This is a genomic window from Pseudomonas sp. AC355 (assembly GCF_979258205.1).
Genome location: NZ_OZ409843.1, coordinates 1,833,281 through 1,846,247, shown reverse-complemented (window position 1 = coordinate 1,846,247; position 12,967 = coordinate 1,833,281). Strand labels below are relative to the sequence as shown.

Annotated in this window: 9 protein-coding genes; 7 read left to right on the top strand and 2 right to left on the bottom strand. The window is 62.1% G+C overall.

All coding sequences use genetic code 11. The features are described from left to right. Positions 1–164 precede the first annotated feature (164 nt). The 3 genes from ACZ0AI_RS08705 to glgB are packed head-to-tail and all read left to right on the top strand — an operon-like array spanning position 165 to position 7,736. A complete protein-coding gene (locus tag ACZ0AI_RS08705) occupies positions 165–2,189 on the top strand; it encodes an alpha-1,4-glucan--maltose-1-phosphate maltosyltransferase (protein WP_463565394.1) in 2,025 nt (674 codons plus the stop codon). Positions 2,190–2,202: 13 nt separating this feature from the next. Then, positions 2,203–5,535: a maltose alpha-D-glucosyltransferase gene (gene treS / locus ACZ0AI_RS08700; protein WP_463565393.1), complete on the top strand. Its 3,333-nt coding sequence runs from the start codon at positions 2,203–2,205 to the stop codon at positions 5,533–5,535. Further along, positions 5,532–7,736 carry a 1,4-alpha-glucan branching protein GlgB gene (glgB, locus tag ACZ0AI_RS08695; RefSeq protein ID WP_463565392.1) on the top strand — a complete coding sequence of 735 codons (2,205 nt, stop codon included), beginning with the start codon at positions 5,532–5,534 and terminating at the stop codon, positions 7,734–7,736. The genes treS and glgB overlap by 4 nt, the downstream gene beginning before the upstream one ends. A 64-nt stretch (positions 7,737–7,800) precedes the next feature. Here the strand turns inward: glgB and ACZ0AI_RS08690 are convergent, their stop codons facing one another. Beyond that, positions 7,801–8,085 (bottom strand): hypothetical protein, encoded by a 285-nt coding sequence (locus ACZ0AI_RS08690; protein ID WP_463565391.1) that lies wholly within the window; start codon positions 8,083–8,085, stop codon positions 7,801–7,803. 181 nt (positions 8,086–8,266) lie between these two features. Here ACZ0AI_RS08690 and ACZ0AI_RS08685 point away from each other — a divergent pair, with 181 nt between their 5' ends. The 4 genes from ACZ0AI_RS08685 to ACZ0AI_RS08670 all read left to right on the top strand — a co-directional run bounded on the left by ACZ0AI_RS08685 (position 8,267) and on the right by ACZ0AI_RS08670 (position 12,059). Beyond that, positions 8,267–9,322 carry a tetratricopeptide repeat protein gene (locus tag ACZ0AI_RS08685; RefSeq protein WP_463565390.1) on the top strand — a complete coding sequence of 352 codons (1,056 nt, stop codon included), beginning with the start codon at positions 8,267–8,269 and terminating at the stop codon, positions 9,320–9,322. A 77-nt stretch (positions 9,323–9,399) separates the two neighbouring features. Beyond that, positions 9,400–10,488, top strand: a complete 1,089-nt coding sequence (locus tag ACZ0AI_RS08680; RefSeq protein ID WP_463565389.1) for a DUF1615 domain-containing protein — start codon at positions 9,400–9,402, stop codon at positions 10,486–10,488. 80 nt (positions 10,489–10,568) lie between these two features. Next, complete coding sequence (locus tag ACZ0AI_RS08675) at positions 10,569–11,408, top strand: AraC family transcriptional regulator (protein ID WP_463565388.1); 840 nt, start codon at positions 10,569–10,571, stop codon at positions 11,406–11,408. A 45-nt stretch (positions 11,409–11,453) separates the two neighbouring features. After that, positions 11,454–12,059, top strand: coding sequence for a LysE family translocator (locus ACZ0AI_RS08670; RefSeq protein ID WP_463565387.1), 606 nt, complete (start codon positions 11,454–11,456; stop codon positions 12,057–12,059). Positions 12,060–12,283: 224 nt separating this feature from the next. Here ACZ0AI_RS08670 and ACZ0AI_RS08665 read toward each other — a convergent pair whose 3' ends face one another. Continuing rightward, on the bottom strand, positions 12,284–12,967 hold the full coding sequence (locus ACZ0AI_RS08665; protein ID WP_463565386.1) for a GNAT family N-acetyltransferase: 684 nt from the start codon (positions 12,965–12,967) through the stop codon (positions 12,284–12,286).

The following is a 12,967-nucleotide window of genomic DNA, read 5'->3' as shown; positions in this document are numbered from 1 at the left end:
ACGCTAGAGCCTTTTTGAAGTAGCAGGCCGATGTGCAGCAGCTCCTGAAACGCCCCCGGACGTCGCGGCAAACTCGCATTAAGGTACGCACTTTCGCGTACGGCCCATGGCCTATGCCATGGGCAACAGCTTATACGCCTGTCAGGCGTGAGGAGCCCGTTTCGATGCCGTCTGCTCATCTGCAAACCCCTTATTTGCAAGAACCTGTCCGTTTGAATCATGGCCACTTGTCGCTCGAACAGGCGCTCGAGCTGCCGCGTCTGGCCATCGAGGCGGTGGAGCCGCAGATCGAGCAGGGGCGCTTCGCCGTCAAGGCGATAGCCGGAGATCAGGTGACGGTCAGTGCGCTGATCTTCGCCGATGGTCACGATAAGCTCGCGGGCGAGGTGCTGTGGCGCGACGTCGGTGCCGAGGATTGGCACCGTGAGCCGCTGGAATTCATAGGCAACGACCGCTGGCAGGCGCAGATCACCCCACTGCGGGTCGGTGAGACGGAGTTCCTCATCGAAGCCTGGTGGGACATCTACGCCAGTTACTGTTACGAGCTGTCGAAGAAGTTTGGTGCCGGGGTGATCATCAATCTGGAATTGCAGGAAGGCGAGCAGTTACTGCGTCAGGCTGCCGAGCGCGCGGAGGGCGATCTGGGCGTGACCTTGCAGGCACTGGTCGATGAGTTGCTCGAGTTGCAGAGCCTCGACGAGCGCGTGGCGCTGTTGCTGGCGCTGGATACCCAGGCGCTGGTACGCCGTGCCGAAGGTCATCCGCACCGTACCCGCAGCGCCATCTATCTGCTGGATGTGGAGCGCCCGATGGCACGCTTTGCCAGCTGGTACGAGCTGTTCCCCCGTTCGGAAACCGACGATCCCAAGCGCCATGGCACCCTTCTCGATGTCATCAAACGTCTTCCGGCGATCCAGGCCATGGGCTTCGATGTGCTGTACTTCCCGCCGATCCATCCTATCGGCACTGCGCACCGCAAGGGTCGCAACAATTCACTAACGGCTGGCCCGGACGACCCTGGCAGCCCGTACGCCATCGGTAGCCATGAGGGCGGGCATGACGCCATTCACCCACAGCTTGGCACCCGTGAAGATTTCATCGCCCTGGTCGACGCGGCTCGTGAACATGATCTGGAGATTGCCCTGGATTTCGCTATCCAGTGCTCGCCGGATCACCCGTGGCTGCAGGAGCATCCGGGCTGGTTCAGCTGGCGCCCGGACGGCAGCATCCGCCATGCGGAAAACCCACCGAAGAAGTACGAAGATATCGTCAACGTCGACTTCTATGCCAAGGACGCCGTGCCTGAGCTATGGCTGGCGCTGCGTGACGTGGTGCGCACTTGGGTCGAACTGGGCGTGTACCAGTTCCGCGTCGACAACCCGCACACCAAGCCGCTGCCATTCTGGGAATGGCTGATCGCCGATATTCGCAAGAGCCACCCGCAGGTGATGTTCCTCGCCGAAGCGTTCACCCGCCCCGCGATGATGGCGCGCCTCGGCAAGCTGGGCTTCACCCAGAGCTATACCTATTTCACCTGGCGCAACACCAAGGCCGAACTGGAAACCTACCTGACCGAGCTCAACGAGGCGCCGTGGCGCGATTGCTACCGCCCGAACTTCTTCGTCAATACGCCGGACATCAATCCCTTCTTTCTGCACCACAACGGTCGCGCAGGCTTTCTGATTCGCGCCGCGCTGGCGACCATGGGATCCGGGCTGTGGGGTATGTATTCAGGCTTCGAGATCTGCGAAGCCCTGCCGGTGCCAGGCAAAGAGGAGTATCTGGATTCGGAGAAGTACGAGATCCGCGTTCGCGATTATCAGGCACCGGGCAATATCGTCGCTGAAATCGCTCAACTCAACCGCATTCGCCGCCAGAACCCGGCCTTGCAGACGCACCTGGGTTTCAAGGCCTTTACCTGCTGGAACGACAACATCCTGTATTTCGGCAAGCGCACCGCGGATCGAGAAAACTTCATTCTCGTGGCCATCAGCCTTGACCCGCACAACGCCCAGGAAGCGCACTTCGAGTTGCCACTCTGGGAGCTGGGCCTGGACGACGATGCCACCACCCAGGGTGAGGATTTGATGACCGGCCATACCTGGCAGTGGTACGGCAAGGTGCAGCAGATGCGCATCGAGCCGTGGCACCAGCCGTTTGGTATCTGGCGCATCCGCGTTGCGAGCTGAGAGGAGGCATCCGATGGCACGCAAAACCCAGCGCGGAACGTTCCTCAATGACCCGCAGTGGTACAAGGACGCGATCATTTATCAGGTGCACATCAAGTCGTTCTTCGATGCCAATAATGATGGCATCGGTGATTTCGCCGGCTTGATCGCCAAGCTCGATTACATCGCCGATCTTGGCGTCAACACGCTGTGGTTACTGCCGTTCTATCCGTCGCCACGCCGCGATGATGGCTACGACATTTCCGAATACCGCGACGTGCACCCGGACTACGGCACCATGGCCGACGCGCGGCGTTTCATCAGCGAAGCCCATAAGCGCGGCCTGCGGGTGATTACCGAACTGGTGATCAACCACACCTCGGATCAGCACCCCTGGTTCCAGCGCGCGCGTGCCGCCAAACCCGGCAGCAAGGCTCGGGACTTCTACGTGTGGTCAGACAGCGACCAGAAATATGACGGCACGCGGATCATCTTCCTCGATACCGAGAAATCCAACTGGACGTGGGACGCCGAAGCCGGGCAGTACTACTGGCACCGCTTCTATTCGCACCAGCCGGATCTGAATTTTGACAACCCGCAGGTGCTCAAGGAAGTGCTGGCGGTGATGCGCTTCTGGCTGGACATGGGCGTCGACGGTTTGCGCCTGGATGCCATCCCGTATCTGATCGAGCGCGACGGCACCAATAACGAGAACTTGCCGGAAACCCATGGGGTGCTGAAGAAAATTCGTGCCGAACTGGACGCCAAGTACCCGGATCGCATGCTGCTCGCCGAAGCCAATCAATGGCCCGAAGACACCCAGCTGTATTTCGGTGGCCAGGATGGCGGCCCCGGCGACGAATGCCACATGGCCTTCCACTTCCCGCTGATGCCACGCATGTACATGGCCATCGCCCAGGAAGACCGCTTCCCGATCACCGATATTCTGCGCCAGACGCCGGAAATTCCCGACAATTGCCAGTGGGCGATCTTCCTGCGTAACCACGATGAGCTGACCCTGGAAATGGTCACCGACGAGGAACGCGACTACCTGTGGAACTACTACGCAGCCGACCGCCGTGCGCGTATCAATCTGGGTATTCGTCGCCGCCTGGCACCGTTGGTGGAGCGCGACCGCCGCCGCGTTGAATTGCTCAACAGCCTGCTGCTGTCCATGCCTGGTACGCCCACGCTGTACTACGGCGACGAGATCGGCATGGGCGACAACATCTTTCTTGGCGACCGCGATGGCGTGCGCACACCGATGCAATGGTCACCGGATCGCAACGGCGGATTTTCCCGTGCCGACCCGGCCAGCCTGGTGCTGCCGCCGGTGATGGATCCGCTGTACGGCTTTCAGAGTATCAACGTCGAAACCCAGTCTCGCGATCCTCATTCGCTGCTCAACTGGACGCGGCGCATGCTGACCATCCGCAAGCAGCACAAGGCCTTTGGTCGCGGCACGCTGAAAATGCTGACGCCGAACAATCGCCGGGTGCTGGCCTATGTGCGCGAAGCCACCGATCTCGAGGGCAACCCGGAACTGATCCTCTGCGTGGCCAACTTGTCACGTGCAGCTCAGGCGGTGGAGCTGGATCTATCGGCTCACGAGGGCAAGGTGCCGGTAGAAATGGTCGGCGGCTCGTCGTTCCCGCCCGTCGGCCAACTCAATTACCTGCTCACGCTACCGCCGTATGGCTTTTACTGGTTCCTGCTCGCCGAGGAGGCGCAAATGCCCAGCTGGCACGTACCACCGGTTGATCGCCTGCCGGAGCTGACCACTTTGGTGATCAAGAAAGAACTCGACGAACTGCTGCAGCCGCCAGCGCGCACGACCCTGGAGCAGGAGTCGCTGCCGGCCTATCTGCCCAAACGCCGCTGGTTCTCAGGGCAGGGCGAGGATCTGCGCCAGGTCGAATTGCTCTACGCCATCCCCTTTGGTGAGCCGGATGAACTGTACGTGCTCAGCGAAGTGCAGGTCAGCCGCGAATCGGGCAGCAGTGAGCAGTATCAACTGCCGCTAGGTTTCGTCGGTGAGCATGAGGCGGGCAGCAGCGTGCCCCAGCAACTGGCCCTGGCGCGATTGCGTCGCGGCCGCCAGGTTGGCCTGCTGACCGACGGTTTTACCCTCAAGGGTTTCGTCCGCCAGGTGGTGGGCCATCTGCGAGAAAGCAACGTGTTGGGTTGGCAGGGCAGCGAGATCCAGTTCGTGCCCACACCACATCTGCAAGCCCTGGGCGATCTTGCCGAAGCCGAGGTGCAACTGATCTCCGCCGAGCAGTCCAATAGCTCGGCGATCATCGCCGAGCAGGCGGTACTCAAGCTGATTCGCCGTGTGCTGCCCGGTATCCACCCGGAAGCGGAAATAGGTGGCTACCTGACAGCCGCCGGCTTCGAGCACATCGCCCCATTGCTGGGTGAGGTTCGCAGGGTTGATGAGCAGGGCGTACCCCATACGTTGATGATCCTGCAGGGCTACCTGAACAATCAGGGCGATGCCTGGCAATGGACGCAGAACAACCTGGAGCGGGCGATCCGCGATGAGCTGGCCGGCGGTCACTCGCCGCAGGAAAACCAATACACCGCGCTGGCCGAACTGGACGCCTTTGCCGGGCTCCTGGGGCGGCGCCTGGGGGAAATGCACATGGCCCTCGGTCAGGCCAGCGATAACCCGGATTTTGGTTACCAAGAAACCAGCGAGGCCGATGTGGCCGAGTGGTCGCAAAGCATCGCAGGCCAAGTGCGTGAGGCGTTGATGTTGGTGGCCGAAGGGCGAGGGGAGCTCACTGGTGAAGCCGCCAACCAGGCTGATTGGCTGGCTGTGCGGCACGAGCAGATCATCGCCCTGGTGGACGATCTGGCGCGGCGTTCGGCGGGCGGTATCCGCATGCGCGTGCACGGAGATCTGCATCTTGGCCAAGTGCTGGTGGTGCAGGGCGACGCCTACCTGATCGACTTCGAAGGCGAGCCGACCCGCACCCTGGATGAGCGCCGGGCGTTCTACAGCCCGCTCAAAGATGTTGCCGGCATGCTGCGCTCCTTCGACTACGCTGCCGCTATGGCCATGCGCAGCGCCCAGAGCGCCGATGTGACGCCAGAAGCGGAGCACGCACGCCAGCATATCGCCGGGCTCTATCGCAGCCAGGCCAGAACGGCTTTCAACGAAGCCTATCGCCTGGCCGCCGCGGATCTGCCCCATGCCTGGCACGACCGCGAAGGCGAAGTAGCAGCGCTGGCGCTGTTCTGCATCGAGAAGGCGGCCTACGAAATTTTGTATGAAGCGCGCTATCGCCCTGATTGGCTGGAGGTTCCGGTACAAGGGCTGATAGAGCTGACCAAATATCTTTTGGGGAGCGGTAAACGATGAGTTATGGAGAAACCGATCAGCAGGTGGCAGGTATCGACCGCGCCGCCATTGAGTCACTGATCAGGGGTGAGCACGGCGACCCGTTTTCGATTCTGGGCCCACACGAGTTCGCTCACGGTCTGACGATTCGTACCTATTTGCCTGGTGCCCTGGGTGTCGAGCTGATCCACGCCGTCAGTGGCGAAACCCTCGGCTCGCTGGAGCAATCGAGCGTACCGGGGTTGTTCAGCATTCGTGTCGAGCAGCGCGTGCCTTATCGCTACCGTATCAACTGGAGCTCCGGCGTCCAGGAAACCGAAGACCCGTATGCCTTTGGGCAACTGCTCGGCGAAATGGATCTGTATCTGTTCGCCGAGGGTAACCATCGCGAACTTGGCAAGAGCCTTGGTGCCCAGCTGACGACCCATGAAGGCGTGCAGGGCGTGCGCTTCTCCGTGTGGGCGCCGAATGCCCGCCGAGTGTCGGTGGTCGGCAGCTTCAATGGCTGGGATGGCCGTCGCCACCCGATGCGCCTGCGCCAGCCGAGCGGAGTCTGGGAGCTGTTCGTGCCGCGCCTCGGCCCAGGCGAAGTCTACAAGTTCGAGATCCTCGGCCGCGAAGGCCTGCTGCCGCTAAAGGCGGATCCCATGGCGCTGGCCAGCGAGCTGCCACCGGCTACCGGTTCGGTGGTCTCCGCGCCGCTGGAATTCGACTGGCGCGATGGCGACTGGATGCAGCAACGCCAGGCGCAACAGGGTTATCAGGCGCCGATGTCGATCTATGAAGTGCATGCCGGCTCATGGCGCAAAGAGGGCGGTGAAGACGGCCGCGTGCTGAGCTGGAAAGAGCTCGGCGAGCAGCTGATTCCTTACGTGCAGCAACTGGGCTTTACCCATATCGAACTGATGCCGATCATGGAGCACCCGTTCGGCGGTTCCTGGGGCTATCAGCTGCTTTCCCAGTTCGCCCCCACTTCGCGTTATGGCAGCCCGGCGGATTTCGCCGCGTTCGTCGACGCCTGTCACCAGGCCGGCATCGGCGTGATTCTCGACTGGGTACCGGCGCATTTCCCTACCGACGCCCACGGTCTCGGCCAGTTCGATGGCACGGCGCTGTATGAGTACGCGCACCCGTTCGAAGGCTTCCACCAGGATTGGGATACCTATATCTACAACCTCGGTCGCACCGAAGTGCATGGTTTCATGCTGGCCTCGGCGCTGCACTGGTTGCGCGCTTATCACATCGATGGTCTGCGGGTGGATGCGGTGGCCTCGATGCTGTATCGCGACTACTCACGCAAGCAAGGCGAGTGGATTCCCAACCGCCATGGCGGGCGTGAGAACCTGGAGAGCATCGATTTCCTCCGGCATCTCAACGACGTAGTCGCCCAGGAAGTACCTGGTGCCCTGGTGATTGCCGAAGAGTCGACCGCCTGGCCTGGCGTCAGCCGTCCCACTCAGGAGGGCGGCCTGGGTTTCGCCTACAAGTGGAACATGGGCTGGATGCACGACAGCCTCAAGTACATTGCCGAAGACCCGCTGCACCGTCAGCATCATCACCACCAAATGACGTTCGGCCTGCTGTACGCGTTTTCCGAGCATTTCGTGTTGCCGATTTCCCATGACGAAGTGGTGCACGGCAAGCACTCACTGCTCGACAAGATGCCCGGTGATCGCTGGCAGAAGTTCGCCAACCTGCGCCTGTACCTGAGCTTCATGTGGAGCCATCCGGGCAAGAAACTGCTGTTCATGGGCTGCGAGTTCGGCCAGTGGCGCGAGTGGAACCACGACCGTGAACTGGACTGGTATCTGCTGCGTTATGGCGAGCACAAGGGCGTGCAGCAACTGGTCAGCGACCTCAATGGTTTGTACCGCCATGAGCCGGCGCTGCATCGCATGGACGGCCAGGCCGAAGGCTTCGCCTGGCTGATCGGTGATGACGCCAGCAACAGCGTGTTCGCCTGGTTGCGTCAGGACGAAACGGGAGCGCCGCTGCTGGTGGTGCACAACTTCACGCCCGAGCCGCGTAATGGCTATCGTGTCGGTGTGCCGAAAGAGGGCAGCTGGCATGTGCTGCTCAACAGTGATGCCGAGCGTTATGCAGGCTCGAATGCTGGCAGCCAGGGCGCGTTGCTGACTGAAGCGCTCGCCAGCCATGGCCAGCCACAGTCGCTGCTGCTGGATCTGCCGCCGCTCGCCACGCTGGTGATCAAACCGCACTAACGCAGAAGGGGTGGATCGGTAACCGATCCACCCCTTCTGCTATCAGCCTGACTTACGCTGAACCCTAGACGTAGGGCTGCCCAGCGAAGCCGCGCGGCAAGCGGTGGGTGCCCGGCAGCTCGGTAAGGCGTTGCTGCCAGGACGAGCGCCAGTCGGTACGAGGCTGATTGCTCTTGGCCTTGCGGGCAGCGCGTCGGCTGGCATTGCGAGTGTCACGACGGGCCTGCTTGTAGACTTCGGTGTTACGGCAGTTGCGGCACTTCACCCGGTTCAGCTCTTTGCTGGAGGTGACGTTCTCGCCGTGGGTGCCGCAGGCCAAGTGACCGTCGGTCTTGTAATGGGTAACCATGGGTGGATCTCCTTGCTCATGCCGATCCTGGAGCGGAACTTGCTCCGTGTCCGCAGGTCCGTTGATTCGGGCCATAGGTTATTTGTAGACCGCTGCGTTTGTGTCCCGGTTCGAACTGCTTTTTCCGCTGCTTTTCCTATGAGACGGTTCAACGATGGCTGCTTATTCAGGGATGAAGAAGATGCGAGCGAGTTTTCTGGCGCTGCTATTGACCGTTTCGGTCGATGCATTCGCAGCCGGGGATGACGAGCGCCGGGCGCTGTTGGATGCCCAGATTCGGGAGCTGTTTCAGGCCGGGCAGTACCAACGTGCTATCGAACCCGCGCGTCAGGCCCTGGCCCTGGCAGAGCTTAAGGCTGGCGCTGGTGAACGGGTCATCGCCGACAGCCTCGATACGCTGGCGAGCGTGTATGCGAGCCTTGGGCGTTTCGACGAAGCGCTGCCGCTTTACCAGCGTGCCCTGAGCATTCGTGAGAAGGCCCTGGGAGCGGATGATCTCGGCGTGGCTGCGGCGCTGATCAATCTGGGCAAGGTTCACGATGCCCGTGACCAGTACGCCGAAGCCGAGGGTTATTACCTCCGCGCCCTTAACATCCGTGAGCACAAGCTTGGCGCGGACAGCCCCTACGTGGCCGAGAGTCTCAACAATCTGGCTTTGTTGTACACATCCCAGGGTCGCTACGCCGAGGCCGAGAAGGCCTACGGTCGCGCCCTGAGCAACTTCGAGAAAGCACTGGGGGCATCCGATCTCGCAGTGGCGGGCGTGCTCAATAACGTCGGCCTGCTCATGGAAGCGCAGGGCCGCTACGTCGAAGCCGAGCCGCATTACCGACGCGCGCTGGCCATTCGCGAGCAGCGTCTTGGCGGTGACCATCCACAGCTGTCCCTCAGCCTCAATAATCTCGCGGGTCTGTATGCCCGTCAGGGGCGTTACCCAGAAGCCGATGTATTGATGCGCCGCGCCCTGGCCATGGACGAGCGACTGTATGGCTTGCAGCATCCACAGGTCGCCGTGGCGCTGAGCAATCTGGCCGGGCTCTATGGCGTGCAGGGCGATTATGCCAAGGCCGAGCCGCTGCTGTTGCGGGCTCTGGAGATTCGCCAGGCAGCGCTGAATCAGCGTGACCCGGCGATCACCGAAACGCTCGAGGACTTGCTCAACTTGTATCAGGTGTCCGGTCGGCAGGATCGAGCGACCGAGATGCAGGCGCGTCTGGTCGGACGTAGCAGGCATTGAATCGGCTGAAATTATCGTGGATAGGCTGGGGGCTGGCGTTGTCTCAGCAGGGTCATTGCTATCCGAGGATTGTCCGGGTGAAGTCATCGTTCCTGCGTACACCCTGTGCGCTGCTGATCCTGCTGTTGGCCGGCTGTTCCAGTCAGCCGCAGGTGCCCGCGCCAAGACCGGCCGAGGTACGCGCACAGATCGTCCGCCTGATGCCGGTAAATACGCCAGACCGCGAGGGCTGGGCAGCCGATATCTATGCGGCGTTCGCTGCTCAGGAGATCCCGCCGAGCACCGAGAACATTTGCGCAGTGCTGGCGGTGACGGAGCAGGAATCGACGTTCACTGCCGACCCGCAGGTACCTGGCCTGGCGAAGATCGCCCGGGTGGAGATCGACCGTCGCGCTGCCAGCCTGCATATTCCGGGGTTCGTGGTGAATGCCGCGCTGAATATCGAGTCGCCCACAGGTAAGACCTATCAGCAACGCCTGAACAGCGTGCGCACGGAGAAGCAGCTGAGCGCCATTTTCGATGACTTTACCGGCATGGTGCCGCTCGGTCGGCAGCTGTTCGGCACTCTCAATCCAGTACGTACCGGTGGGCCGATGCAGGTCAGCATCGCCTTCGCCCAGGCCAATGCCGAAGGTTATCCCTATCCACCCGATGGCTCGATTCGCCGCGAGGTGTTCAGCCGCCGTGGCGGCATGTACTTCGGTATCGCCCATCTGCTGGGCTATCCGGCCAGCTACCCGAAACCCCTTTATCGTTTCGCTGACTTCAATGCCGGCTGGTACGCCAGCCGCAACGCGGCCTTTCAGCATGCGGTCACCATCGCCTCGGGTATTCCGCTGGCGCTGGACGGCGATCTGATCATTCACGGCACAAGCAAGCCTGGCTCCACCGAACTGGCCGTGCGTTCTCTTGGCAAACGCCTGGACATGAGCGATCGGGCGATCCGCCGGGCGCTGGAGGAGGGCGATACCCTGGAGTTCGAAGAAAGCCGCCTGTACGAGCGGGTCTTCGCTCTGGCTGATGAGGCAGAAGGCATGTCGCTGCCGCGGGCGGTGCTGCCAGGCATCGTGCTGAAAAGCCCGAAGATTACCCGCCGGCTGACCACCGCCTGGTTCGCCGAGCGTGTCGACACCCGTCATCAACGCTGCATGGCGCGGGCTCGATAACCGGCTGCACAAAACTTCCAGAAAGCGTCTAACGGGTCGGTTAGCATGCAAGCTCCGCAGAGCGTGGCGCTGGAGCAAGCATGAGCGCGCAGAGTTGGGTCGACCTGGCCCAGGATGAAGACACCGGTATCGAGACCATCCGCGCGCATTTTCGCGGGCATGCCTACGATCCCCATTGGCATGACGCTTATCTGGTCGGTTTCACCGAACAGGGCGTGCAGCAGTTTCACTGCCGCAAGCAACTGAACAGTAGCCTCGCCGGTCAGGTGTTTCTACTCGAGCCGGGCGAGCTTCATGACGGCCATGCACCGGAGCCGGAAGGCTTCACTTACTCGATGCTGTATCTCGATGCCCAGTGGCTGGAACGCGAGCTGCGCAGCCTGTTCGAACAGGCGCCGGCCGATTGCTTGCCCGGCTTCAGCGCCATCCTGGCCAGTGAGCCGCGCCTGCTCGCGGCGGTCGGCGAGGCTTTTGCCGCGCTGCATCGCCAGGAGATGCGCATGGTCAGGCAGAGCGCACTGGACGCCCTCCTGATGCGTCTGACCGAACAGCTGCACTGGCGTCGGCGCCTCGATCCGGATCCGCGCCTGCCGTTGGTTGCGCAGCGTGCGCGGGATTTCCTGCATGATCAGCATACTCGCGACATTGGTCTCGATGACCTGGCCGCCGCCTGTGGGGTCGATCGCTTTCGCCTCAGCCGCGCCTTCAAGGCAGCTTTTGGCCTGGCGCCACATGCCTATCTGGTGCAACTGCGCCTGGCCCGGGCGAGGCATATGCTGGCCCGTGGCGAACCGCCGGTGCAGGTGGCGGCGGTACTTGGTTTCGCCGATCAGAGTCACCTCGGGCGCTGGTTCCGGCGTGCCTACGGCATGACCCCGGCCCATTACCAGCGTCGTTGCTCAAACCTTCCAGACGCCTGACGCTGCCCGACTCATGATCAGCGCTCGGTTTGTCTGGAGCCTGTCATGACTCAGTTGTTGCCCTTCATGCTGTTCGCTTTCGTCGCGTCGATCACCCCGGGGCCGACCAATGTGCTGGTGCTTGGCAGCAGCGCCCGTTACGGCGTAGCGGCGACCCTGCCGCTGGTGCTCGGCGCCTGTGTGGGGTCTGCGGCAATCGTGGTGGCAGTCGGGCTTGGGCTCGGCGAATTGCTGCAACAGCACCCACGCCTGCAATGGGCAATGGCCTGGTTCGGCGTGTTGTGGCTGAGCTACCTGGCGTGGCGCATCTTCAGCAGCCCGGCTACCGCGTTGAACGCAGACGATGCGCAGCCAGGCGAGCAGCGGCTTGGCCTGTTCGCCGGTGCGGCACTGCAACTGGTCAACCCCAAGACCTGGATGATGGCTTTGGCGGTGGTCAGCGTGTTCGCCACACCTGGCCCCGGGCAGGCCATGCGCGTAACTCTGCTGGCGGCGATCTTCCTGGCTATCGCTTTGCCATGCCTGGGCTGTTGGGCATTGCTCGGACGTGGTGTTGCCAAACTGTTCACCTCGGCCCAGGCCATGACTCGCTTCAATCAGGCCATGGCGCTGCTGTTGCTGATCTCCGCCTGGCTCGGCGCGCCGCTCTAAACCTCCTCCATGACGCGACTTCTTTGTAGGATCCGGCTTGCCGGCGAATGGTGGCCATGACGCGTTGTTGCGGTATGGCTACCACCCCATCGCGCGGAGGGCGACGCTCCTACCGGATTTGCGGTGATCTCACGACCCCGTGTAGGAGCCGCGACCCCGCGGCGAATTGTGAGCACGGTGCCGTTCGTGCTGTGTCGCCGCGATCGTATCGCCCGAGATTTCAACTACCGAATACGCAATGCTTCCAGGCGCTGACGCTGCTTGCCTTGCTCATCGAAATTGTTGGGTGACAACCAGCGCACAAAGGCGTCGCGGCATTGCGGCCATTCGCTGTCGATGATCGAGAACCAGGCGGTATCGCGGTTCTGTCCCTTGATCACGGCGTGCTGACGGAATAACCCCTCGTGAACGAAACCCAGACGCTCAGCGGCGCGCAGCGAGCGGGCGTTGCGTGCATTGCATTTCCACTCCAGGCGCCGATTGCCTAGGTCGTCCATCGCCAGACTCATCAGCAGCCAGATCGCCTCGGTGGAGGCGGGCGAGCGCTGCATGGCGCGGCCAAAAGCGATATGGCCGATTTCGATACAGCCGTCGACCGGCGTGATACGCAGAAAACTGAGTAGCCCAACGGCACGTCCAGTGGTCTTGTCGATCACACTGAAGAACAGCGGGTCGCTGGTGCTTTGCTTTTCCTGCAGCCAGGCATCGAACCCGGCGCGCTCGGCGAACGGGCCGTAGGGCAGGTAATTCCACAGGGCAGGGTCGCTGTCCGGGCCCTGCAGGGCTTGCCAGAGATCATCGCTATGCGCTGTAGCGTCCAGCGGTTCCAGGCGCACGTAGCGGCCATCAATGGCGCTGCGAGGTGGCGGCGAAACGGGTTTCCAGTCGAGCAGGGTGTCGTTGGTCAT